The 24,932-nt window shown below is 65.1% G+C and carries 21 protein-coding genes; 11 read left to right on the forward strand and 10 right to left on the reverse strand.

What is annotated here, in order from left to right:
* Positions 1-255: 255 nt before the first annotated feature.
* The gene (mgtE, locus tag H6955_05655; protein MCP5313019.1) at positions 256-1,695 is read left to right on the forward strand and encodes a magnesium transporter; all 1,440 of its coding nucleotides are present in this window, start codon (positions 256-258) and stop codon (positions 1,693-1,695) included.
* A gap of 157 nt (positions 1,696-1,852) precedes the next feature.
* On the forward strand, positions 1,853-2,545 hold the full coding sequence (locus H6955_05660) for an OmpA family protein (GenBank protein ID MCP5313020.1): 693 nt from the start codon (positions 1,853-1,855) through the stop codon (positions 2,543-2,545).
* Positions 2,546-2,594: 49 nt separating this feature from the next.
* Here the strand turns inward: H6955_05660 and H6955_05665 are convergent, their stop codons facing one another.
* Complete coding sequence (locus tag H6955_05665) at positions 2,595-4,067, reverse strand: PLP-dependent aminotransferase family protein (GenBank protein MCP5313021.1); 1,473 nt, start codon at positions 4,065-4,067, stop codon at positions 2,595-2,597.
* Between the two features lie 130 nt (positions 4,068-4,197).
* On the opposite strand from H6955_05665, the gene H6955_05670 reads away from it, so the two are divergent.
* Positions 4,198-4,401 (forward strand): DUF1127 domain-containing protein, encoded by a 204-nt coding sequence (locus H6955_05670; protein ID MCP5313022.1) that lies wholly within the window; start codon positions 4,198-4,200, stop codon positions 4,399-4,401.
* Between the two features lie 24 nt (positions 4,402-4,425).
* Here the strand turns inward: H6955_05670 and hypD are convergent, their stop codons facing one another.
* From hypD to H6955_05690, 4 genes are all read right to left on the reverse strand, one after another.
* Complete coding sequence (hypD, locus tag H6955_05675; GenBank protein MCP5313023.1) at positions 4,426-5,511, reverse strand: hydrogenase formation protein HypD; 1,086 nt, start codon at positions 5,509-5,511, stop codon at positions 4,426-4,428.
* 260 nt (positions 5,512-5,771) lie between these two features.
* Positions 5,772-5,981 (reverse strand): DUF2061 domain-containing protein, encoded by a 210-nt coding sequence (locus H6955_05680; protein ID MCP5313024.1) that lies wholly within the window; start codon positions 5,979-5,981, stop codon positions 5,772-5,774.
* Between the two features lie 95 nt (positions 5,982-6,076).
* Entirely contained in the window at positions 6,077-6,967 is an 891-nt protein-coding gene (locus H6955_05685; protein ID MCP5313025.1) for a DMT family transporter, read from the reverse strand.
* Positions 6,968-6,993: 26 nt separating this feature from the next.
* Entirely contained in the window at positions 6,994-7,620 is a 627-nt protein-coding gene (locus H6955_05690) for a TetR/AcrR family transcriptional regulator (protein MCP5313026.1), read from the reverse strand.
* Positions 7,621-7,693: 73 nt separating this feature from the next.
* Here H6955_05690 and H6955_05695 point away from each other — a divergent pair, with 73 nt between their 5' ends.
* Positions 7,694-8,341, forward strand: coding sequence for an AhpC/TSA family protein (locus H6955_05695; protein ID MCP5313027.1), 648 nt, complete (start codon positions 7,694-7,696; stop codon positions 8,339-8,341).
* A 59-nt stretch (positions 8,342-8,400) separates the two neighbouring features.
* Here the strand turns inward: H6955_05695 and H6955_05700 are convergent, their stop codons facing one another.
* Positions 8,401-10,287, reverse strand: coding sequence for a DEAD/DEAH box helicase (locus H6955_05700; GenBank protein MCP5313028.1), 1,887 nt, complete (start codon positions 10,285-10,287; stop codon positions 8,401-8,403).
* Between the two features lie 145 nt (positions 10,288-10,432).
* On the opposite strand from H6955_05700, the gene H6955_05705 reads away from it, so the two are divergent.
* The 3 genes from H6955_05705 (at position 10,433) to H6955_05715 (ending at position 14,150) form a co-directional block, all read left to right on the forward strand.
* Complete coding sequence (locus H6955_05705; protein ID MCP5313029.1) at positions 10,433-10,906, forward strand: hypothetical protein; 474 nt, start codon at positions 10,433-10,435, stop codon at positions 10,904-10,906.
* Positions 10,907-10,999: 93 nt separating this feature from the next.
* Complete coding sequence (gene nhaA, locus H6955_05710; protein ID MCP5313030.1) at positions 11,000-12,181, forward strand: Na+/H+ antiporter NhaA; 1,182 nt, start codon at positions 11,000-11,002, stop codon at positions 12,179-12,181.
* Between the two features lie 148 nt (positions 12,182-12,329).
* Positions 12,330-14,150 carry a hypothetical protein gene (locus tag H6955_05715; protein MCP5313031.1) on the forward strand — a complete coding sequence of 607 codons (1,821 nt, stop codon included), beginning with the start codon at positions 12,330-12,332 and terminating at the stop codon, positions 14,148-14,150.
* A gap of 60 nt (positions 14,151-14,210) precedes the next feature.
* Here H6955_05715 and H6955_05720 read toward each other — a convergent pair whose 3' ends face one another.
* On the reverse strand, positions 14,211-14,549 hold the full coding sequence (locus H6955_05720; protein ID MCP5313032.1) for a hypothetical protein: 339 nt from the start codon (positions 14,547-14,549) through the stop codon (positions 14,211-14,213).
* Positions 14,546-15,979, reverse strand: coding sequence for a cation:proton antiporter (locus tag H6955_05725; protein MCP5313033.1), 1,434 nt, complete (start codon positions 15,977-15,979; stop codon positions 14,546-14,548). Before H6955_05725 ends, H6955_05720 begins: the two co-directional genes overlap by 4 nt.
* Positions 15,980-16,275: 296 nt before the next feature.
* On the opposite strand from H6955_05725, the gene H6955_05730 reads away from it, so the two are divergent.
* On the forward strand, positions 16,276-18,435 hold the full coding sequence (locus tag H6955_05730; protein MCP5313034.1) for a YgiQ family radical SAM protein: 2,160 nt from the start codon (positions 16,276-16,278) through the stop codon (positions 18,433-18,435).
* A gap of 88 nt (positions 18,436-18,523) precedes the next feature.
* A complete protein-coding gene (locus tag H6955_05735; protein ID MCP5313035.1) occupies positions 18,524-18,952 on the forward strand; it encodes a CBS domain-containing protein in 429 nt (142 codons plus the stop codon).
* Positions 18,953-18,957: 5 nt separating this feature from the next.
* Here H6955_05735 and H6955_05740 read toward each other — a convergent pair whose 3' ends face one another.
* Positions 18,958-19,500: a hypothetical protein gene (locus tag H6955_05740; GenBank protein MCP5313036.1), complete on the reverse strand. Its 543-nt coding sequence runs from the start codon at positions 19,498-19,500 to the stop codon at positions 18,958-18,960.
* A gap of 70 nt (positions 19,501-19,570) precedes the next feature.
* Positions 19,571-20,422, reverse strand: a complete 852-nt coding sequence (locus H6955_05745) for an HDOD domain-containing protein (GenBank protein ID MCP5313037.1) — start codon at positions 20,420-20,422, stop codon at positions 19,571-19,573.
* A 190-nt stretch (positions 20,423-20,612) separates the two neighbouring features.
* Between H6955_05745 and H6955_05750 the strand changes: the two genes are divergently transcribed.
* Positions 20,613-21,671: an efflux RND transporter periplasmic adaptor subunit gene (locus H6955_05750; GenBank protein ID MCP5313038.1), complete on the forward strand. Its 1,059-nt coding sequence runs from the start codon at positions 20,613-20,615 to the stop codon at positions 21,669-21,671.
* Positions 21,671-24,760: an efflux RND transporter permease subunit gene (locus H6955_05755; GenBank protein ID MCP5313039.1), complete on the forward strand. Its 3,090-nt coding sequence runs from the start codon at positions 21,671-21,673 to the stop codon at positions 24,758-24,760. The genes H6955_05750 and H6955_05755 overlap by 1 nt, the downstream gene beginning before the upstream one ends.
* Positions 24,761-24,932 lie beyond the last annotated feature (172 nt).

Consider the following 24,932-nt stretch of genomic DNA (forward strand, 5'->3'; position numbering starts at 1 on the left):
GGAGGATCTACCAGCCCCGGATTTCTAATCTCGATCAAGTTGGCATAGTAACGACCGTTACGGCGAAAACTGAGTGATCGACTGCTCGGTCGCGGAGGTACGGATCTCGGAAACTTGACCGGGTTGGCAAAACGGTCCGATCCCGAAGCACAGCGTGTCGCCCGAAGCGGCAACCGGTGCACCGAACCGGTCTCACCGGGTGGTAACGAGGCCGTGGCTAAAATGCCCGCGTTCCCGGCTTTTCACACGCGAGCTATGCCACATCTGACCACTCACACCCTGAGGCCGGGCGAGGCCCTGGAACACATCCGCACGGTGCTCAAGACCCAGGCGGTCGAACGCGATCTCGCAGATCGCAGTGCCGGTCCACGGCACCAGCTGCAAGGCGACCTGTTGTTGCGTCAGCAGCGCGGGACCCTGTGGCGGGAGATCAATCAGCTGCACCCGGCGGACATCGCGTTCGTACTCGAGAACCTGCCATTCGACCACCGACGCGACGTCTGGCAACAGGTGGACGCAAGCCACAACGGCGCGGTGCTGCTGGAGGTCAGCGACGCCGTGCGCGCGAACCTGCTACAGCAGATGGACAGCACGCGCGTGCTGGACGCGGCCCGTCACCTGGACAGCGATGAGATCGCTGACCTTGTGCCCGCGCTGCCCGACGAGGTGGTGCCCAGTCTGATGGAGCGACTCGAAGCCACTGACCGCGCCCGCGTGCAGTCGGCGCTGGCGTTCCCGCCGGGTTCGGTCGGCAGCCTGATGGAGTTCGACGTCACCGCGGTGCGCGCCGATGTCGGCCTGGATGTCGTGCTGCGTTGGCTGCGCCGCCGCGGCACGCTCCCTCAAGGCACCGACATGCTGCCGGTGGTCGATCGAGGCGGTTACCTGCAGGGTGTGCTACGGCTCGATACCTTGCTTACCCACCCTGGTGACGAACCGGTTTCGCGTGCAATGCGACGCGACGCGCTGGCCTTCCACAGCAACGATTCGGCCGCGGATGCGGCGCACGCGTTCGAACGCTACGACCTGATCGCCGCACCGGTCACGAACCTGCACGGCGAGTTGGTCGGCCTGCTCAAGGTCGAGGCGGTCGTCGACCACATCCGGGCGGTCAGCCAGAGCGAGCTGTTGAGCCAGGCCGGCCTGCGCGACGACGAAGACCTGTTTGCACCGGTCTGGCAGTCGGCGCGCAACCGCGGGCTGTGGCTCGCGCTGAATCTGGTCACGGCATTCGTCGCCTCGCGGGTGATCGGCCATTTCGAACACGCGATCGAGCAGATCGTCGCGCTGGCAGCGCTGATGCCGATCGTCGCTGCAGTCGGCGGCAACACCGGCAACCAGACCTTGGCCCTGGTGATACGGGGTCTGGCGTTGGGGAAGATCGACACAGGCACGTCCGGTCGGCTGCTGGTCAAGGAGACAGCGGTCGGATTGGTCAACGGCCTGCTATGGGGCGGGACCATGGCCCTGGTGACACTGGTCCTGTACCAGGATGTCGGCATCGCGACGATCATGTTCGTCGCGATGTTGCTGACGCTCACGCTGGCGGCGCTGGCAGGTGCGTTGATCCCCACGATGCTGCGCCGGTTTGGCCAGGACCCGGCCTACGGAAGTGCGATACTGGTCACAGGTTTCACCGACAGCCTCGGCTTCTTCGTGTTTCTCGGCCTCGCCGCCCACTTCCTGACGGCGTGACATGGTTGCGTGGCCAAAGCGGCATGGCAGATGATGATGGTGGGACTTGTGTGCGACCAAATCGGCGCGCCACCCGGTGCGGCGTTCAGCTCAGGTTCAGCCAGCGACAGGTCCAATATCGATAGGGCAGCGCGCCAGTTTTAAAGAGGATGCCAACATGAACAACCGCCTTCACCAGACACTGATCGCCTGCGCCGTCGCGGTCTCCCTCGGCGGCTGCGCGACCGACAGCGACCCGAACCAGCGCGCCAAGATCGGCGCGGTCGCCGGGGCCGTTGCCGGGGCCGTGCTCGGCCATCAACTCGACGACGACGCGGGACGCTACGTCGGCGCGGCCGTCGGCGCACTGGCCGGCGGTGCAGCCGGCCACTACATGGACAACCAACAGCGGGATTTCGAGAACTCCCTGGCCCGCGAGCGGGCCGCGAATCAACTCGAGATCGAGCGCATGCGTGACGACACGCTGAAACTGACACTCGATTCCGAGGTGTCATTCGACTTCGGCAAGGCGAACATCAAGTCTTCGTTCCGGCCGTCGCTCGACAAGCTCGCTCAGCTGCTGCTCAAGTACGATCGCACGGTAGTGCATATCGTCGGCCATACCGACAGCGTCGGATCCGATGCATTCAACCAGCAGCTCTCGGAGGAACGGGCCTACAGTGTCGCCGACTACCTGGCCTCGTACGGCGTACCCCGGCAACGGCTGCGCACCGAAGGTCGCGGTGAACGCGAGCCACGCGCGGACAACGCGACCGAGGCCGGTCGGCAGCTGAACCGCCGGGTCGAGGTGTTCGTCAAGCCGATCATCGAGGGCGAGGAGCAACGCGCCTACGAGCCGCCCAGCTACTGACAACCTCGCCGCCCTGGGCGGTGATGACCAGGGCCGGCTTGGTGACCGCTCAGTCCGACCTGTGATCGCCGCCGCCGGCGATCTCGGCGACCAGCTGACCGAGGCGTTCGACCGCGCGCTCGATCCGTGCGTCCCAGGGGTTGCCGCAGTTCACACGGATGAAGTTGCGAAACTTGCGTGTCGCCGAGAACATCATTCCCGGCATCACGCTGATCTGTTCCTGCAGCGCCCGGTTCACCAACTCGAACGCGTCGACCCCGCGCGGCAGTTCGACCCACAGCACGAAGCCGCCTTGCGGATCGCTGATGCGCGTCCCGGCCGGCAGGTGCCGGGCGAGCATGAAACGCATGGTCTCCACCTGTTGGCGATACTGACCGCGCAGGCGCGCCAGGTGGCGGTCATAGGCCCCGCTGCGGAGGTACTCACCGACCGCCATCTGCGGGAGGCTGCACATCGCCGAGGAGGTGGCCTGTTTCCACTCGATCAGTGCGTCCCGATGCCCCTCGGCGACCACCCAGCCGACCCGGTAACCCGGCGCGATGCTCTTCGAAAAAGACGAACAGGTCAGGACCAGGCCCCGCCGGTCATAGCACTTGGCGATCTTCGGGCGCTGTGCGGTGAAATGCAGATCGCCGTAGATGTCGTCATCGATCAACGGCACATTGGCCCGGTCCAGCATCTCGACGAGACGGCGTTTGTTCGCATCGGGCATCAACGACCCGAGCGGGTTGCCGAAGTTCAACACCGCCACCACGGCCTTGATCGGCATCGTGTCGAGCGCGTTCTCCAGGGCATCCAGGCACAATCCGGTTTGGGGATCGGTGTCGATCTCTACCGCCAACAGTCCCATGCGCTCGATCAGCCGCAGCACCGAGAAATAGCACGGCGACTCCACTGCGACGATGTCGCCGCGCCGGGTGACGGCCTGCAGGCTCAGGGCGAGCGCCTCGCTGCAGCCCGATGTCACAACGATGTCGTCCGGATCGACCGACAGGCCGAGATCAACATAGCGGCGAGCGATCTCCTTGCGCAGTTCGCTGTTGCCGGGAGGAAAGCAGTACGCGACGGCCTGTTCCGGCTGGCGCGTCAGCGCTCGCTGGGTGGCGCGCTGCAGGCCCTTGACGGGCAGCAGGCCGGTCGCCGGCACCGCCGCACCCAGCGGCACGACCCGGGGGTCGTTCGCGACGCTGAAGATCTCCTCGAACATCTCGCCGAAACGCACCTGGCGCGGTTGCCGGCTGACGGTGGTCCGGCGCGGGATCGGTGACGCCCCGCCTCGACCGAGTTGCCCGTCGACGTAGTAACCCGACTGCGGTCGCACACGCAGCACCCCGATCTGCTGCAGGCCCGTATACGCCTGGCTGACCGTCGAGATGCTGACCTTCAGCTGTCGGCTCAGGCCGCGCAGCGAGGGTACGCGGTCGCCCGGTTTGAGCGTGCCGTTTCCAACCAGATCCAAGATATGCCGTGATACGCGGTCGTACAGAAACCCCTCGCCCTCGGCATGCACTGAAACTGTCATCGGAGCCCCCAACTGTACTGGTTACATTCTCTATGCATTGTAACTGTTGGTGTAACAGTTGCCAGACTAGGCTCTCACTCAGGTCAATCCCGGATGCGGTCGACAGCCGGGCGACATGGGAGGAAAAGAGATGCTGACATCATTGGCAGAACGCCTGTGGATTCCACGCAAGGCACGGCATCTTGCGGAGTTTGCATCGCTGTTGGAGACCTGGCGTCAGAGGGCACGCCAACGGCGCGACCTCGCACGGCTCAACGAGCACCAGTTGCGCGACATCGGCATAAGCCTTGCGCAAGCGCAGCAGGAGGCGGGAAAGCCTTTCTGGAGGGAATGAGGGAGGGTCAGGCGTGACCTGGCGTCAGGCCGCCCACCCCATCGCAGAGCGCAGATAGCAGGTGCCGTCCTCGGATGCCATACAGGGCCCGTACGGCGACGCCGTCGCACAGCCCTTGTCGAAATTGGGGCAATCGACCGGCTCCTTGCGGCCGACCACCACGTCGGCACACTCGCAGCCGACCGGCAGCTCAGCGTGCTTCGCCTCGAGCTCGCCGCGATAGTCGGGATGTCGGTGATCGGCGTCGAACACGCGGTAGGCACTGCGCAATCGGTAGGCACTGTCCGGAACACGCCCGACACCGCGCCAGGTGCCTTCGGTCAGCTCGAACACACGGTCGAGCTGGTCACGCGCCATCAGGTTACCGTCGGCGCGGACCATCACCTTGTAGCGATTCTCGATCTTTGCCTCGCCCCTCAGGTGCTGCTCCAGCACGGCGTGCAGCGCGGTCAGCAGATTCGGGAGCGTATAACCGGCCACGACGGCCGGCAGGCGGTGCTTCTCGAGAATGCGCTCCCAATAGAGGGTCCCGGTGATCGCACACCGGTTGCCGGGCAGAATCAGACCGTCGAAGCCAAGCGGTTCGTGGGTCAGAATGCGTTCGAGCATGGGCTGTACGGTACGGCCACAGGCCAGAACGCTCAGATTGTCAGGCATCCCGTCGAGCATCAGCCCCGCCAGCGGCGCGAGCAGGGTCTCGAACCCGGCAACGAACAACACCATCTCTCGCTCGGGTTCGGCGCGCGCGGCGACCACCGCCTCGATCGGCGAGTTGATCATGCGCACGTCGGCACCGGCGTCTGCGGCCGCCTGCAACGAATGGGGGCCGTGCAGCTTCGAATGGAGCGGCAGGCGCATCACGTTGTCCCCGGCCAGGACCGTCACCGAGCGGCGATGGGCAAGCTGGATCGCTTGATAGAGATCGTTCTGCGGACAGATCGACGCGGCACAGCCGGGGCCGGCCAGCAGCTTGACGTGCTCGGGCAGTGCCTGACGTAGCCCTGAAATATTGATCAGCCGCTCGTGGTCGCACGAGAGATGCAGCACGCGCACCGGAGCGGAGAGCGGCAGATCACGCATCGCGTCGAGAAGCTGCTGGGGATTGTTCATGCTGGCTACCATGCCGCAATGCCCGAAGGCGCCTGATCAACGCGGCTTAGTGGATGATTGAAACGCGCCACTTCCGCGGCCTGGGTCTTGGCGCGTGGCGATACTTGGACGAATGCTGGACCAGTGGACATCGACGGGACAAGCCCGTCGACGCCGTACCTTTGAAAAATCGTGATCGAGACTGATCCAGATCAATTTTTGTGCGTCGCAACACTCCACCCGGTGTGGCCCGGCGGGTTAGCCAACACGGGCCCCGGTCACTAGGCGGCGACGATTCCCCGCGTACCCGGCCCGGTACCGCGCCGGTCCAACCGCTGCCATATGCGGTCGTGGAAATAAAACGCGACGGTATTGACTGCCGGTTCGATCAGGGCCACCGCTCCACCCACCACGATGTCGCCGGTCAGCAGGTAGGCGACGCCGAATGCGATGCTGAAGTGCATGACAGCAAAAGTGATGGTCTTCGTCATGGTCGTACTCCGACAGGATGCGTTGAAGTAAATAATAATTGTTCTCAACTTTATGCCGAATTCATTTAATTGAACCGCTTGATAGCTGTTATCTATCAATCAGCCCGGGCGGTATTTGTCTGGTCGAAGCGTGGCGCGGGCCGATTGGCGAGCGCGACCCCTGCGAGCACCAGCAGACCGCCGGCCAGCATCGCCCAGGTGACGGCCTCGCCGAGCAGCAGGGCGCCCCAGGCCACCGCAAACACCGGGATCAGGTAGGTGACGGTCAGCGTTCGCTGTGGGCCGACCTCGCGAATCAGCCGGAAATACAGCAGAAACGCCAGCGAGGTCGACAGTACCGCCAGCGCGATCACCGCGACGATCACGGTCGGCCCCGGCACCTGCGTGGGTGCGGTAAAGGGCACCAGCGGCAGCAACGCGGCAGCGGCACCCAGCTGGCTCCCGGTGACATTGACCAGGCCCGGCAACATGGTCAACCGACGCTTCGCCAGGTTCGCTGCGAACACGTAGGACACCGCTGCCGCCAGACCGGCCGCGGTCGGCAGCAGTGCGACCGGCGCCGCCGATTGCGGCAGGCCGATCAACACCACGACACCGGAAAATCCCAACATCACGCCGATGGCACGCAGTCGGTCGAGTGGCTGCTCGAACCACCACCAACCGATCACCGCACCGAAGATCGGGACCGTCGCGTTCAGGATCGAGGTCATGCCGGCACTCAGGTGGGTCGAGGTGTAGGCCAGCAGGGTGAACGGCAGCGCGGCGCTCAGACAGCCCATAAGCAACAACACGCGCCAATGGGCCCGCAACAGATGCAGCTGTCGTCGGCGCGCCAACATCGGCAGCAGCACCAGTCCGGCGAGCAACACCCGTATCGCGATCAGCCAGACGGGGCCGACCACCGGTGCAGCAACACGCATGAACAGAAAAGACCCACCCCACAGTGCGGCCAGCAGAAACAGCACCGGATAGAAAGGTGTGCGCATGAACCTGGGTGGATGGTCCGCGACGTTCAGCAGCGCAGCGCGCCGAGCGCCTCGTCGATGACGTCACGCGCACTCTGCCGGCTGGCACCGGTACCGCCAAGGACGCGCAGGCCCCAGAGCGTCGTCATCAGAAATTTCGCCGCCTTCGCCGGGGACTTCCCGGGGGCCAGCGCACCGTTCGCCTGCGCGCGTTCCAGTGCATTGCGGAAGATCGCCTCGACCTTGGCGAGATGCGACTTGACGCGCGCCTGGACCGCGGGATTCAGGCGACCCGCCTCGAGTACGGAGTTGACCAGCAGGCAGCCACGGCGCGCCTCCATGCCGCTGCCGACCGGCAACCCGGTGAACACGTCGCGGATGCCCTGCAGCGGGTCCTCGGCCGCCTCGATCGACGCCCGCATCTGTTCGCGACTCCGCTCGGCGTAGTGATCGAGGGCTTCCAGAAACAGCCCCTCTTTCGACCGGAACGCGGCGTACAGGCTTCCGGGCTGCAGCCGCGTCGCATCGACCAGTTGGCTCATGCTCGTCTCGCAAAAGCCGCGCTCCCAGAACACCGCGGTCGCGCGTTCCAGCACCTGCTCCCGATCGAAACTCACCGGCCTCGCCATCATCGCTCCGGGCAACCGCCACCAGACCAAGAGTATAGCCTGCACCGGCCGTACTTGAACGAACGATCAACAACTGCTACAAGTTATGGAACGATCACTCAATAAACCAGGAGTCCCAATGTCCAAACTGCATGAGGCCATCGCGGAGTACGAGACACAGAAGGCGCAGCGGGTGGCGCCGGCGGTGCTGCAGACCATGGCCGAGGCGACCCGGCAGCTGCGCGATGCCGGCGTCGCCGACAACAGCCTGCGCACAGGTGACCGCGCCCCGGATTTCGCACTGCCGAACCACCACGGCGAGACCCGGCGCCTGAGCCACCTGCTGCGGGACGCGACGGTCGTCTTGAGCTTCTACCGCGGCGGCTGGTGCCCGTACTGCAATATGGAACTGCACGCGCTGCAACAGGCGTTGCAGGCGATTCGTGCCAGCGGCGCCGAACTGGTCGCAGTGTCGCCCGAGTTGCCGGACAGGGTGGCCGACACCGAGGCCCGTCACGCGCTGACGTTCGACGTATTGAGCGATATCGGCAACCAGGTCGGCGAGGCGTTCGGTCTGGTGTTCGAACTGCCGGAACAACTGCGCCCGATCTACGCCAAGCTCGGCACCGACATCCCCGCCTACAATGGCGACCGGACCTTCAGTCTGCCGGTACCGGCGACCTACGTGATCGACCGCGACGGCGTCATCCGCTACCACTTCGTCGACGTCGACTACACCCGGCGCCTCGAACCGGATGACCTCTTGCGGGTACTGCGCGGCCAGTGAGCCTGGAAAGGGCCGGTGCCCCAACGCCACGGTGGCACCGGTGTGCGGCAGGATGGCGGCTAGCGAGACTTCTTGGGCGGCAGACGCCGGCGCAGGGGCTTGTCACCGGCCGGTTTTGACGGTTTCTTGCGGGCCGTCTTGGCGCCGGCAGGCTTTTTCGACGACGCCGGTTTGCCGTTCGCCTTGCCGACACCTGCGGCGGGGCGGCCTGGCGCACGCGGGCGTATCGCCTGCGGTCTGTCCGGATCGAAGTCCTTCAGGCGCTGGATCGCGAGCTGTCGCTGGCATACCCAGGTCTTTTGCAGATCTCGCAGTATCTCTGCCGGCATGCCGCCCGGCAGATCGACCGTCGTGAAATCGTCGTAGATCTCGATATGCCCGATATAGCGGCTTTCGAGTCCGGCCTCGTTGGCGATCGCGCCGACGATGTTGGCCGGTTTCACGCCATCGCGGTAACCGACCGCGAGACGGAAACGCTCCATCTCGACCTCGGGAAAGTCCTTCAGTGGCAATGCCTCGGTCGTCAGGGTCTTTGGCGGCCGGCGCGCCTCGTCGCGCGGACCGCGCCGCTCGTACTGATCCTGGCCACGGTGCGCGGCGTGACTGGACTGTGCTTGCTTTTCGGCCTTTGGATCGAGCAGCAAGGGCATGTCACCCTGGGCCAGCTTGGCGAGTGCCGCAGCTATCTGCAGTGGATCGAGATCGCTCTCCTGCTCCAGCTCGCTGACCAGGCGATAGTACTGCGCCAGATCCTGACTCTCGATGACTTCGCGGATACTGTCCTTGAAACGCTGGGTGCGTCGCGTGTTGATGTCCTGTACCGATGGCAGGTCCATCGCCTCGATCGGCTGACCGGTGGCCTTTTCGATCGCACGCAGCATGCGACGTTCGCGCGGCGCGACGAACAGAATCGCCTCGCCGGGTGCGCCGGCGCGTCCCGTGCGGCCGATGCGGTGCACGTACGACTCGGTGTCGTACGGGATATCGTAATTGACCACGTGCGTGACGCGCTTGACGTCCAGCCCCCGCGCCACGACGTCGGTCGCCACCAGCACGTCGGTCTTGCCGTCGCGCAGTCGCTCGACCGTGCGCTCGCGCTGCGCCTGGACGACGTCGCCATTGAGCGCCTCTGCGGCGAATCCGCGTGCACTGAGCTTCTCCGCCAGTTCGACCGTCTGGGTCTTGGTCCGGACGAACACGATCACCCCGTCGAACGGCTCGTGCTCGAGGATGCGGGTCAGGGCATCCAGCTTGTGCAGCCCTGCGATCGCCCAGAAACGTTGCCGGATGTTCTCGGCCGTGGTCGTCTTGGACGCGATCCTGACCAGCTGCGGGTCACGCAGATGGCGCTCGGCAACCGCCCGGATCTCGTTCGGCATGGTCGCCGAAAACAACGCGATCTGCCGCTCCGGCGGCGTGTGCTCGAGGATCCATTCGACATCGTCGATGAAACCCATGCGCAACATCTCGTCGGCCTCGTCGAGCACCAGCGACTGCAGGCGCGAGATGTCCAGCGTACCGCGCCGCATATGGTCCATGATCCGCCCGGGTGTACCGACCACCACCTGGACGCCACGCCTCAGCTGGTTGAGTTGCATCCCCATTCCCTGACCGCCGTAGATCGGCAGGACATGGAAACCGCTCATGAAGCGGGCGTAGGTCTGCATCGCCTCGGCGACCTGCAGGGCCAGTTCACGTGTCGGCGCCAACACCAGCAACTGCGGAAAATTGGCCGATGCATCGATGCGCGCCAGCAACGGCAGCGCAAACGCAGCGGTCTTGCCGGTGCCGGTCTGTGCCTGGCCTATCAGGTCGCTGCCGGCCAGGAGCGGGGGGATCGCCTGGGCCTGGATCGGTGACGGGGACTCGTACCCCACTTCGGACAATGCAGCCAGCAGGGGACCAGGTAGGCCCAGGGCGGCGAAATCGGTAATCTCAGCGGGCATGACGCGACCGGTGCGGGTTGGCGGACGCGGACTGCGTCCCGGGGGCGCGGATTATACGCAGACCCGCACGGCCGCGCCCGCCCTTTTCGCCCGCCCGCCAAGACGCAATGCCGGTCGGCGCCGCGGTTTGCGACAATCCCACGCCATGTTCGGACTCACCCTGCCTGATGCCGCCGCGGTGCTGTACCTTGTCTGGCGCGTGTTGCACGCGCGCAAGGTCGGTCTCGGCGACTCGCTGCACGGCCTATTGACCCTGGTGCTGCTGATCGCCCTGTTTCTGGGATTCCGGATCACACGCGAACTCCGCGAGCTGCTCGGCAACCTGGCGGACGCCATGCAAGCGATCCCCGGGCTGGGCTCCAAACTCGGCGTGATCGGTGGCGCCTGGTACCTCAGCCGACTGCTGCGCGAACAGACCGCGTATTGGATCGAACGCCGGGTCCCTGCCCACCTGCACCGCCGAACCACCGCACTGAGCGAGGCCCTGCGCGCCGGTTTGCTGACGGGTTTCATCGCGTGGATCGCGCAGGGCTGGTACGAGCCCGCGACATCGGACGTGCCGTACATCGTTCAGGCCCTGTGGATCGGTCGGTCCTGGACGGACGATCTGCTGCAATGATGGTGGCGCGCGCCATTCCCGCAGCCACTTGGGGCGGAAACCCGGCAGCGCATCGGGCATGATTAGCGATTCAGCCCCAGTGAGGAAGACCGAATGCTCAAGAGCCTCAGCGACTTTCTACGCCTCGAATCCGCCGGCGGGATACTGCTCGTCAGTGCCGCGATCCTCGCGATGCTGTTGGCCAATTCACCGCTTGCCGCGGGATACCAGTGGGTGCTCGACATGCCGGTCGAGATCCGCGTCGGCCCGCTGCACATCGCCAAGCCGCTGTTGTTGTGGGTCAACGACGGGCTCATGGCCGTGTTCTTCTTTCTCGTCGGCCTGGAATTGAAACGCGAGCTGCTCGATGGCGAGTTGTCGAAGCCGGGCAACGTCATGCTGCCGGCGGTCGGCGCCCTGGGCGGCATGCTGGTCCCCGCCGGGATCTACGCGGCCTTGAACTGGGACGACCCGATCGCACTCGGCGGTTGGGCGATTCCGGCCGCGACCGACATCGCGTTCGCGCTCGGGATACTGACGCTGCTGGGCAGCCGGGTACCCACCTCGCTGAAGGTGTTTCTGGTCTCGCTCGCGATCTTCGACGACATCGGCGCGATCATCATCATCGCACTGTTCTACACAGACGGGCTGTCCACCGCCGCTCTGTCCGTGGCCGCCGTCTCGATCGTCACGCTGCTGATCATGAATCGCCGCGGCGTGAGCGCCATTGTTCCGTATGTATTCGTCGGCCTGGTACTGTGGATCGCGGTGTTGAAGTCCGGCGTGCATGCAACGCTGGCGGGCGTGGTGCTCGCGATGTTCATCCCGATGCGCGACGCCGAGCAGCCGGACCGCTCACCGCTGCGTCAGCTGGAGCACGATCTGCATCCGGTCGTCGCATTCGTGATCCTGCCGATCTTTGCGTTCGCCAACTCGGGCATCAATCTGACCGGATTCAGCCCGGACTTTCTGGTACATCCGGTACCGCTCGGCGTCGCGACCGGTCTGTTCGTAGGCAAGCAGTTCGGCGTGTTCGGCTTTTGCTGGCTGACGATCAAACTCGGTCTTGCCCAGCTGCCGCGCGATGTCGGCTGGTTGGGCATGTACGGCATATCGCTGTTGTGCGGCGTCGGATTCACGATGAGTCTGTTCATTGGCAGCCTGGCGTTCGAGAGCCTCGGCCAGCGGGTATTCGACGAACGCATCGGGATCGTGATGGGATCGCTGGTCTCCGGCCTGATTGGTTACCTGGTGCTACGTCGTGCGTGTCGATTGAATGCCGCCGGCTGCCGATAGCCGCACCCCGGCCGACACTCGACGCTGCCTCGAGCCTGGCTCTCCCCGTGCCTCGGACGGTTGCGGCGAGCCTGATCGCGCGTGCCTCCGGCGGGCGCGTGACGCGTCCCGCGGCGGCAATCGGCCCGGTGTGGAATGAACGACGGCCGTGAGCCTGCAACCGAAAGTCACGCACTGGTTCGAGACCCTTACACCGCGCGAACAGACGGTGTATGCGCTCGAAGCACTGACCGCAACCGGCCAGGTCGAACTTGCCGGGGGCCTGGTCGACCGACCGCTGATCGATACCGTGGAGCTGCGTTCCACGGTGCGGCGGGCGGATCAACTGCTGCAACGCTACGCGACGATGTTGCCGGAGGTCGGCGCCGGTCGCCATCTGGTGACCGAAAGCCCGGAATCCAGCGCGCGCTCTGCACTGCTGATCGTGCGTCATTGGCTGGCGCAACAACTCTGCGCGACCCGACGCCTGCGCGCGTGCCAGCGACGACAGCAAAAGCTGGAGCTACTGCGCGAGTGCCTCGAAGCGATGGGCGATGCAGCCTCCGACCTGGCAGGATTCGTCGGCAGCGGACCGTTTCTGTTCAAGCGCATCTATGCCTTACCCGGCGATGCCCCGCTGCCCGAACCTTTCGCCTCCGCCAATTCGTATGCGGTATTTCGCGGGCCGCGCCATGTATTTCATGCGGTGGCCTGCCTACCCGAGCGGCGCACCGACTGCGAGCAGGTATTCCATACGCCCGGCAGTGAGGTCGTCGACCTGCCGGGTTGGTCGCATGCCCACTGGTCGAAACGAAATACCCTGATCGAACAACAGATCGACGGCCTTTCCGTCACGGCGATCGCGTTGCAGCGCACCCTGGAGGAACGCCTGCGTGATCCCTGGCTGAAGAAGGCGCTCGCCGATCTCGCGCTGCTGCGCTGGTACCTGGGACACACCCTGACCTTGAGTGCCGATGCCCGCCACTGCCATGTCACCGGATGGACGACCGCGGAATCGCCCGAAGTCCTGCAGCAGGCGCTGAAGCGTGCCGGGATCAACGCGAAGATCCTGTTCCGGCCGCTGCCGCCCGGCCAGGACGCTCCGGTGCACCTGAACAAGGGTGGACTTGCAACCCTGTTTCGTCAGTTCGTCGACATGCACGGCACGCCGGGTGGCGACGAGTTGGATCCCGCGCCACTGCTCGCGGTCATAGTGCCGCTGCTGTTCGGTTTCATGTTTCCGGATGTCGGACACGGCCTGGTGCTCGTGGCCGCCGGTACGGCATTGTGGAAACGAGAGCCACGGCTGCGCTGCCTGGTGCCGTGCGGTCTCGCAGCGACTGCGTTCGGCGCCTTGTTTGGCGAGACCTTCGGCCTGCGTGGACCGGTCCCGGGCGTACTGGGCGACATCCTGGAACGACCGCTGGAGCTGTTGCTTGCGTCACTGCTGCTCGGCGCGGCGATCATCCTGCTGGGGCTGGCGCTGTCGGCCATCGAGGCGCACTGGCGTGGAACCCTGCGCCGCTGGATGTGGCTGGATGCCGCGGTGCTGACGCTGTACCTGAGCCTGCTGATCGGCTTCGTCTACCCGGCGGCACTTTGGTTTGCCGGCATCGCACTGGGCTGGTACCTGATGGGTCTGATCCGTATCGAACGCCGACAGTTCTGGCAGGGGATCGGGCGCCTCGCGCAGAGCGCCCTCGAGCTGTCGATGAATACCCTTTCGTTCGCCCGCGTCGGAGCCTTTGCGCTCGCACATACCGCACTGTCGCACGCGGTGCTGGAGCTGGCCGCAATGCCCGACAACAAGGTCATGCAGATCGTACTACTGCTGTGCGGCCATCTGGCACTCATCGTGGTCGAGGCGCTGGTGGTGTTCGTGCAGACGACCCGGCTGGTGTTGTTTGAGTTCTTTACCCGCTTTCTGCGCGCAGACGGTCGACTGTTCCGTGCAAGCGCCACACCCGGCGACGTCCAACGGCGACCGTGATCGCCCAACGGCGAAGTGGATGCGCGTCTGGACTGCGGCGCATGCGCGCGGCAGGCCCGCTCAGCGGTGTGGGTGCTCGAAGAAGACGTAGGGTGTCGAATAGTCGCTGAATTCGAAATAGACCTTCTTCTCGCCCGGGTCCTTGTGCATATTGAGGTTCTCGTCGAACACGCCGTAGCCGAAGCGATAGGGCCTTGGATCGCTACCCTGTGTCGCCACCGCGGTACTCAGTTTGTCGACCTCGATGAACCGGCGCACGAGCTTGTCGCCCGCATAGATCTCCAGCACACCGTTGGTGCCGGTCCAGTTCTGGATCGCGCGGCCGAACTTGTTCTGCGTCTCCTGCGTGCACGCCGCCAGCACCAAGGTGGAAAACACCAGCACAGCCCATCGCGTCATCTCATCGACCCCGTCAAATTCGACACCTTGTGTACGCCACCGGAAACCTCGCGTCGCACCGACCATTTCAATGCCGAAGGCGCGATCACCGTGGTCACCACGACCATCAGCACGATCGAGGAAAACAACTGGCTGCTGATCACCCCGAGGGCCTTTCCTATGCTCGCGAAGATCAGGCCGACCTCGCCGCGCGGCAACATACCGAATCCGACCGCGAGATGGTTCAGGTCGCGGCCGGCGGCGTAACCGCTTGCCAGCTTACCGATGATGGCGGCGACTGTCAGCCCGGCGGCGAACAGCAACACGTCCGCGCTCAGGAAGCTCTCGAGTTTGACCTGCATACCGATCAGTACGAAGAAGATCGGCACCAGTATCGCCTCCAGCGGGGCCATCAGGCTCTTGATCGTCACCGCGCTGTGCGTGCACTCGGGTTCCCAGCCGCGGAAATAGCAGTCGTTCATGATCAGGCCGGCGGCGAAGGCCCCAATGATCGTCGCCAGGCCGACCAGGTCGGCAAACCAGGAAAGCCCCATGACGAAAATGAAACTGGCGAAGATCTTGGCCTCGACGAACTCCAGGCCGCGCATCGCGCCGATCAAGGCACGCAGCACGAAGGGACCACCGTACAGTGACGCGACGACGAACAGGCCGGACAGCGCCAGGACCTGTGCGACCGAGTACGCCTCGATGTTGCCGTTGACCGCGATGCCGGAGACGATCGCCAGCGAGACCAGCCCCAGGACGTCGTCGAAAATCGCCGCGCCGAGGATCACGCACGCCTCGCCAGACTGCAGCATGTCGAGTTCGCGCAGCACCCGCGCGGTGATCCCGACGCTGGTGGCGCCCAGGGTCGCTGCGATGAACAGCAGGACATCGAAGGAGCTTTCCGGCAGCGCGACCCACGACACGCCGAGACCGAGCACGAAGGGAGTCAGCATGCCGACCAGTGCGACGCGCAACGAAGGCATGCCGGCATGCTGCATCTCCTCGACGCTGCTCTCCAGACCGACCAGGAACAAAAGGAAGATGACGCCGTAACGCGAAAAGATGTCGATGGTATGGGCGATTGCCAGCAACTGGCCGCCATGCGGTCCCTCGATGATCTCGACCATCTTGTGCGCGACCACCGGGTCCGTGATGTGCTGCGCAGTCGCCTGCTCGAGCGGCACCCCGGTCAGCGTGAGGTCGACGATATCGAACAGCGCCGTGCCCTCGCGCAGCGCCAGGATGAAATCACCGCCGAGCAGGTAGACCAGGTTGCCCAGCGCAATGCCGATGATCAGTTCACCGAGCACCGACGGCTGACCGAGCCGGCGCGCGGCATACCGCCCGACAACCGCCAGCGCCAGTATCGCGGTAACACCGAGGATGACCGGGACGACCGGATCGGAATGCCCGGTTTGGGCCAGACCAATCCCGCTGAGTGCCAGCAGGACGAGGGCGATCAGCCCTCTGTGGCGGAACGCAATGCCACGCACGACACCACCCCTCACGCCGCCGAAGCGCCGGCGCAACGGGCTCGTTAGGCGCGGTGCGTCTCGACCGGCGTGCCCAGATCACGGCATCCCGCGACGGCATCGACACCCGTCGAGCCGGACCGAGATAACCGACATGCTCAGATTACCACAACCGCGCCGTAAAGCCCGATGAACGACGGGCGAATCATGCCCCCGCGGCGTGTAAGATGAGGACCCTGGCAATCGCCACCGGCACTACCCGCACCCGCATGATCGAGCCTGCTCCAGACCTGTTCGGTTACCGGCGCCATTGGGCGCACAAGTTCGGCCCTGCACCTTTCCTGCCGACCTCGCGCGCCGAGATGGAGCAGCTCGGCTGGGACAGCTGCGATGTGATCATCGTGACTGGCGACGCCTACGTCGACCATCCGAGTTTCGGCATGGCGGTGATCGGCCGGGTACTCGAGGCGCAGGGCTTCCGGGTCGGCATCATCGCCCAGCCGGACTGGACGACCGCGGACGATTTCGCTCGCCTCGGCCGGCCAAACCTGTATTTCGGCGTGACCGCCGGCAACATGGACTCGATGGTCAATCGCTACACCGCCGAACGCCGCCTGCGTTCCGACGACGCCTACACGCCGCACGGTGAAGGCGGCCGGCGGCCCGACCGCGCGGTGATCGTCTACGCGCAGCGCTGCCGCGAGGCCTTCCGCGACGTCCCGATCGTGATCGGCGGTATCGAAGCCAGCCTGCGCCGTATCGCACACTTCGATTATTGGCAGGAAAAGGTGCGGCGCTCGGTGCTGGTCGATGCCAAGGCGGACATGCTGCTGTACGGCAACGCCGAGCGTGCAATCGTCGAACTCAGTCATCGCCTGGCGAACGGCACGCCGATCGACCACGTCACCGACCTGCGCGGCACCGCCTTCATCCGTCGCGCACTCCCCGACGACTGGACGGTGATCGATTCCACCTCGCTGGACGAACCCGGCACCATCGAACCGCATCCGGACCCCTACCTCGATACCACGCGCGGCAAGGCAACGGCGACCACAGCATCGGCGGACGGACCGCCGGTGGTCACCTTGCACCACCGCCCGCGCCGCCTCGACCGAGGCCGCAGCGTCGTACGCCTGCCGGCATTCGAACAGGTACGCGACGATCCGGTGCTGTATGCACACGCATCCCGGATGCTGCATCTGGAATCGAACCCCGGCAACGCGCGCGCGCTGGTGCAGCGCCACGGCGACCGCGAGGTATGGATCAATCCACCGCCGATCCCGCTGCGTACGCCCGAACTCGACCGGGTGTTCGAGCTGCCCTATCAGCGGACGCCCCACCCCGCGTACGGCGACGCCAGGATCCCCGCGTACGAGATGATCCGGTTCTCGGTCAACATCATGCGTGGCTGTTTCGGTGGCTGTTCGTTCTGTTCGATCACCGAACACGAAGGACGCATCATCCAGAATCGCTCCGAACAGAGCATCCTGCGCGAGATCGGGGCGATCCGTGACCATACGCCGGGCTTCACCGGCGTGATCTCGGATCTCGGAGGACCGACCGCGAACATGTGGCGGCTGCACTGCAAGGACCCCGAGATCGAGGCCAGCTGCCGGCGCCTTTCTTGTGTCTTTCCGGGGATCTGCAGCAACCTGAAAACCGACCAGATGCCCCTGGTGCGCCTGTACCGCAAGGCGCGCGCGCTGCCCGGGATCAAGCGCGTGCTGATCGCCTCCGGTCTGCGGTACGACATCGCCGTCGAGACACCCGAATATGTCAAGGAACTGGTCACCCACCATGTCGGCGGCTATCTGAAGATCGCACCGGAACACACCGAACAGGGCCCGCTGTCGAAGATGATGAAACCCGGTATCGGTACCTATGAGCGTTTCAAGCAGCTGTTCGACAAATACTCACGCCAGGCCGGCAAGGAACAGTACCTGATCCCCTACTTCATCGCCGCACACCCGGGAACGACCGACGAGGACATGCTCAACCTCGCGCTATGGCTGAAAGCCAATGGTTTTCGTGCCGACCAGGTGCAGGCCTTCCTGCCGTCGCCGATGGCCATGGCGACAGCGATGTGGCACAGCGGGCGCAACCCGCTGAAGAAGATCACGCGCAGATCGGAGGCGGTGTATTCACCAAAGGGTCGGCGTCAGCGTCGCCTGCACAAGGCATTCCTGCGTTATCACGACGCGGAGAACTGGCCACTGCTGCGCGACGCACTGAAGGCGATGGGTCGCGAAGACCTGATCGGCAACGGCAAGCGCCACCTGGTTCCACGCTTCCAGCCCGCAGGTACCGGACAGCGCCCCGAAGGCGCGCGGGCGCCCGCGACCGGCACCGACAGGACCACGCGTTTCCGCACCCAACACACGCGAGGCTTGAAAAACCGCGCCAGCAGCCGAAAACGCAACAAGCACTGAGACATGCAACCGGCCGATGAGATCGCGTACCACACCGACACCGCGCTGACGGTGTTCGGCACTCATGGGCCGCGAGGAGGAACCCGCAATGCGCGTCAGTGACTTCATGACCCGCAAGGTGATGACCGCCACACCCGAAGATGGCATTCGCGAGACGTATTTCCGCATGCGCGAGGCGCGCGTTCGACACCTGCCGGTGCTCGACGGTGCGCAGCTGGTCGGCATCATCAGCGATCGCGACCTGCGTCGCCCCGACTGGGTCGACGAGGCCCCCGATCTGTCACACGACTATCAACTCGACGACAATCTGTCGGTCGGCGACCTGATGAGCCACAAACCGATCGCTGTCCACACCTACGACGAACTGCTTACCGCCTGCGCGCTGATCAATCAGCACGGTTTCGGTGCGCTACCCGTGCTGGACAAGGGTGGCCACCTGGTCGGGATCCTCAGCAAGGCCGATCTGGTGCGGGCGTTCGCACGTCACCTGCAGACGCACCACGAACATACCGGCTGAGCCGGTCAGCGTCGAATCTCGGCGATCTCCCCGAGTGCCGAGCGGATCTCGTCGATCGTCGGCGGATACAGGTCGGCGGGGACCGCGTAGACACCGAAGCAACTCATGCGCCGGACGTCCGGCTGAGCATCCGACGCCAGCCAGAAATGGTACCCATCGTAGTACGAGTTGCTGCCACCTCCACCGTCCATGCCACCCATCGCGACCAGCGAGGCCACGACAATCGGCTGACGCTGGACGACTTCCTGTACCGAACTCTGTACCTTGGTGATCACAAAGGTATCCGGCTCGATCGTGAAGCCATCGTGGTCGACGCGTCGCACCTCCAACGCGCAATGCGGTTTGTAGCTGTTGAAACCGCTGCCGGCGATGCCATCCTGCAGATAGATGCGCGCCTTGCCGGCGGGGACTTTCAGGGCCTGCTGCAGTACCAGCGTCCCACCCTGCATCTGCACAAAGCTGCCGCCAGCTTCCGTGCGCACACCGACGCTGCTCTGGCAGCCAGCGAGCACGCTCACGAGAAACACCGCTACACCGAGCTTCTTCATGGCCCCGCCCTCCGGTAGACCGTCCAATAGGATTAGACCCGGCATCTGAAAGGACGTTCCGCAGCAACCCCTATTCGGTCGACAACAGATCCAGCATCTCGCTGACGATGTCTTCGAAATCGGTCGAACTCACGCCGGCATAGGCCAACACCGCTTCACCGTGGTACTGCCATTCGGGATCGTCGCGTTTTCCCCAATAGCGCTGGTCGATATGCTCGGCCATCTTCAGCACCGCCAGCAGCATCCCGTTGCGCGAAAGCGCGCCACCGTTCTCGTTCAACAGCGCCGGAACGTCGTGATGACGCAGAATGAGCTCACCGATGTGTCCGGGCAACCCCCAGCTGCGCGATACCAAGTAGCCGACCACCGCGTGGTTGGTCCGAAATGCCGCGTCCTCGCAGGCCGTGACCGGCGGACCCGCGCACTGACCTGGACCGAGTCGCACGGCATAGTCCGCAAAACGCTCCATCATCAGCGGCACCCCGACGTCGTGAAACAGCCCCAGCATGTAGGCCTCGTCGGGCATCACGCCGGAGAACCACTGGGTCAATTTTGCGGCCACCATGCCGACGTTCACCGGTGACTCCCAGAAGTGCTCCGGGGCCGGGCCGCCAGCGGTTTCCATCGCGCGGCGCAGCGCCAGGCCGGCAACGATATTGCTGACATTCAATAACCCGAGCAGCGTGGTCGCGTGACGGATCGACTTGGCCGGGGCACGCAGGCCGAAAAACGGCGAATTCACGGTCTTCAGGACCAGCGCGGCCAGCCCCATGTCGCGCGATATCACCGCCGCCACCTCGTCGATCTCCGGTTCGTCGCGCTGCATCAGTTCGTGCAGTTCCATGAACACCGCCGGGGCGGCCGGGATGCGGATCGCCTGCAGAATCTCGCTGGTGGATTCGAAACTGAGTGGATGACTCACGCGGCGCTCCCGCTCCCGAATTGGACGACTCGACGAAGATCCGGCCGGTGGTCGGCGTCTCTCCCGTTCGACCCGCGTATCGGCAGTCCCCGTACCACCTTTACGGTCCCGGGGATGCCCGCTATGCGACGCCGACGGGCCGGCCGACCGGATCACCCAGCAAACGAGACTTTCGGCGTATCCTTGTGCAATGCGCCATTCATCCCGTCTCCTGCGCAGCGGCGCGGCCGTTCAGCGCACCCTGCTCGGACTCCTGGTCGCGCTGTCGACCCAGCAGCTGTATGCCGGGCCACCGGCCAACGTGCGTGCGGTACCGTTGTCCGAGCTGCTCACAATCCCGCAGTTCAGCGCCCCGGCCACCGTGGTTGCACGCAATCAACCGCAGATCGCGGCCGAGATCCAGGCGCGGGTGGTCGAGCTGCCGGCCGAGGTCGGAGACCGGGTTGGTGCAGGCGAAGTCCTGGCGCGCCTCGACTGCCGTCGTTACGAGTCCGCGCTCGCCCAGGCGCGTGCCGAGCTGGCGCGTGCACGGGCGCAGCGGCAGTTCGCCGACGAGCAGCTGCGCCGCGCGCGCAACCTGACCAAGAAACAGAGCATCAGCGAGGAACTGCTCGATCAACGACGCACCGACCTCGCGGCCGCCGATGCCGACAGCGCGGTGCAGGACGCGGCCGTCGCCCGCGCCGCGATTGACGTCGAGGACTGTGTGATACGGGCACCGTTCGCAGCCGTGGTCACGGCGCGTGCGGCCAGCATTGGCAGTCTGGCGACACCCGGAAACGTACTGTTCACACTGCTCCAGACCGACGGCCAGGAGGTCAGCGTCACGCTGCGCCACGACCAGGTGACGAGTCTGCTGGATGCCGGCGCACTGAACTTCGACAGCAACGGGACAACCTATCCCTTGCAGCTGCGCACCGTGTTGCCGGCCGCCGATCCGGTCGCCCGCACGCGCGAGGCGCGCCTGCGCTTCGCCGCCGAACCGGCACTGGCAGGCAGCGCCGGTCGCGTGGTCTGGGAAGGCAGGGAGCGCGAACTGCCGCCCGACTACCTGGTACGCCGCCAGGGCGAACTGGGCGTGTTCCTGCTCGAAGCCGATACCGCACGGTTCGTGCCCGTTGCGGGCGCCGAGAACGGCCGACCGGCGACCGTGCGGCTGCCGACCGACAGCCTGGTGGTCACCGACGGTCGGCAACGTCTGGCTGACGGGGACCCGGTACGTCGGATCGCGGCCGCGGAGGGCCCCTAGTGGGTTTCTACCGCGCGCTGCTGCAGAACCATGTCCTCGCCAACCTCACCTTCCTGCTGGTGATGGTGGTCGGTGGCCTGTCGTATCTCGCGATGCCCCGGCAACAGGACCCGACGATCAACTTCAACTGGATCGTGATCACCACGGTGCTGCCCGGCGCCTCCGCGGTCGACGTGGAAAAAAAGGTCACGGACCCGCTGGAAGACGCGCTGCGCAAGATCCAGGACGTCAAGTTCATGTCGTCGAACAGCCGCGAGTCGCTGTCCAGCATCCTGGTGCGTTTCGAGGACATCGACGCGCGTACCTTCGACAAGCGTATCGCCGACCTGCGCCGGGAGATCCAGAACAAGGAGGACGAACTCCCCGAGGCCGCCGAAGACTCGGAGATCCTCGAGATCACCAGCGCGAACGGCTTTCCGTCGGCCACCATCGCCGTGGTGGGCCAGGGAATGGACGAAAATCTGCGGCGCCAGGCTTACAACGTGCGCAAGGCACTGGAACGCATCGACGGCGTCGATCGGGTCGATGCCATCGGCCTCCCGGATCCCGAACTGCAGGTCCGCTTCGAGCCCGAGCAACTCGAGAACCTGCGCCTCACGCCCGGCCAGGTCGCCGACACCGTGGCGGCCTTCTTCCAGGACATCGCCGCGGGCGATGCACGACTCGGCACCCAGAGTTGGCTGGTGCGACTGGTTGGTTCCGACGCCGATCCGCAGGCGCTGGCGGCACGCACCGTGATCGGCAGCGACAGCGAGATCCGTCTCGGCGACGTGGCCCGGGTCGAGCGTGCACGCGCCGAGGCCACCACCCTGACCACCTACGCCGGCCACCCGGCGGTGCTGCTCGCAGTGTCCAAACAGCCGAACGTCAACACCCTCGAACTGGTCGAGCGCCTCAAGCGCTACCTCGACGGGCGCAACGCGCTGCGCGATGCCAGCGGGGTCGAACTGGTGCTGATCGACGACCAGACGACCCCGACCCGCAACGCCGTGCGCCTGATGCAGAACAACGCGCTGATCGGCCTGCTGCTGGTGCTGGTCGTGACCTGGCTGTTCCTCGGGTCGCGCATCGCGTTGCTCACCTCGATCGGTATCCCGTTCATCCTCGCCGGCACCTTCTGGGTATTGTCAGGAACCGGCGAGACGCTCAATGTCATGGTGCTGCTCGGCGTGGTGATAGTGCTCGGCATGCTGGTCGACGACGCGGTCGTCGTGGTCGAGGGTGTCTATTACCGCCTGCGCCACCGCGCCGAACCGATGCAGGCCTCGATCGACGCATTGCGCGAGGTGGCAGCCCCGGTCACCGCTGCAGTACTGACGACGATCGCCGCGTTCGCACCACTGATCCTGCTGCCAGGGATCCTCGGCGACTTCATGCGCGTCGTGCCGACCGTGGTCGTGATCGCGCTCAGCCTGTCGTTGCTGGAGGCGTTCTGGATGCTGCCGGCACACGTCGTCGCGTTCGGGGTCAACTTCGAGCGTCCCTCGCGCCTGCAGCGCTACCGTGAGCGTTTCACGCACTGGCTGCAGCTGCGCTATGTCGGTCTGCTGGTCAAGGCGCTGCGACACCGTTGGCTGACCCTGGTGGTTGTCTCAACGCTGTTCTTCGGCGCGATTGCCGCCCTGGCCACCGGCAAGGTGCGCATGGACTTCTTCGCCGCGGACACGATCCGTCTGTTCTACGTGAATGTGGAGATGCCGCCGGAGACCCCGCTACAGGAGACCCTGGACACGTTGCAGGAGGTCGAGCGCAAGGTGCGAGCCGGCATACGTGATGGCGAGGTCCGGGCGATGGTCGCCTATGCCGGCAGTATGTTTACTGAGACCGAGCAGCGCATCGGCGATCACCTCGGCCAGATCCTGGTCGGGCTCGAGCCCTATACGCCGGGACTGCGCACCGTCGAGCAGATGACCGAGGACCTGCGCGACGCCGTGGTCGGCGTACCCGGCCCGATCCGCGTATGGTTCCTGCGGCTGAGCGGCGGCCCCCCGACTGCGAAACCGATCAGCATCAAGGTACGGGGTGACGCGTACGACGACATCCGCGTGGCCGCGGATCAATTGAAGTCCATCATGCGTGGGATCGACGGTGTGAAAGACATCGAGGACGACGCCGACAAGGGTCGCTCCGAACTGGTCCTGGCATTCGACAACGATGCTGTGCGCCGCGCCGGCCTGAACCCGGCCGAGGTCGGCCGTTCGATACTGCTGCTGGTCGACGGCCAGGTGGTCAGCGAGATGCGCAACGCCGGCGAGAAGGTCGAGGTGCGCGTGCAGGGCGACGAATCGCGTTACCGCGACATCGCCGACGTCCTGCAGTTCCGCCTGCCGCTGTCCGGCGGTGGCAGCATCGCGCTCGCCGATCTGGTTTCGGCCGAACGCATTCAGGGACTCGGCAACATCCGTCACTACAACTTCCGCCGCGCTATCACGGTTGAGGCGGACATCGATGCCGAGGTCATCGACACGGTAACCGCCAATGCCCTGGTGACCGAACGTTGGGCGGAACAGCACGCGCGTTTTCCCAACATCGACCTCGATTATTCGGGCGAGCTCGACGATATCAACGAGAGTCTCGACTCGATCGCGATCCTGTTCGTCTTCGGTGTCGGTGTGATGTACGCGATTCTCGGTACCCAGTTCCGCAGCTACTGGCAGCCGCTGATGATCCTGTCGACCGTGCTCATGGCATTCACCGGGGTGACCTTCGGACTGCTCGTATCGGGTAATCCACTGAGTCTCTACACGCTGTACGGGGTGGTCGCGCTGGCCGGGATCGCGGTCAATGCCGCAATCGTCCTGATATCGGCCGGCAACCAACGGCTAGCCGCCGGTATGAGCGTGCTGCATGCGACCATCTATGCCGCGCGTCGGCGGGTGATCCCGATCCTGATCACCTCGTTGACGACGATCGCCGGGCTGTTCTCCCTGGCCACCGGTCTCGGCGGCAAATCACTGATCTGGGGCCCGGTGGCGACCGCGATCGTATGGGGCCTGGCGTTCTCCACACTGCTCACGCTGGTCGTGATCCCGCTGCTGTATCGGCTGTTCATGGGACGCAGCCGCCTGGCCCGGCCGGCGGCACACTGAGCGGGCAGGCAGCCGTGGCGCGTGGCGGTCGATGGCGCCGACTATGCTTGGGCTGGGGCAGGCGTGTAGCTGCGGATGTGATTCGCTGAACGGAAATCCTTCCGAGGCCGGTCCTGACAAGCAGGCGACAAGGGCGGAACACCCCATGCAACACATCTCCGAACGCCTCGGC

The organism is Chromatiaceae bacterium (genome assembly GCA_024235395.1).
Lineage (GTDB): Bacteria > Pseudomonadota > Gammaproteobacteria > Chromatiales > Chromatiaceae > Thiosocius.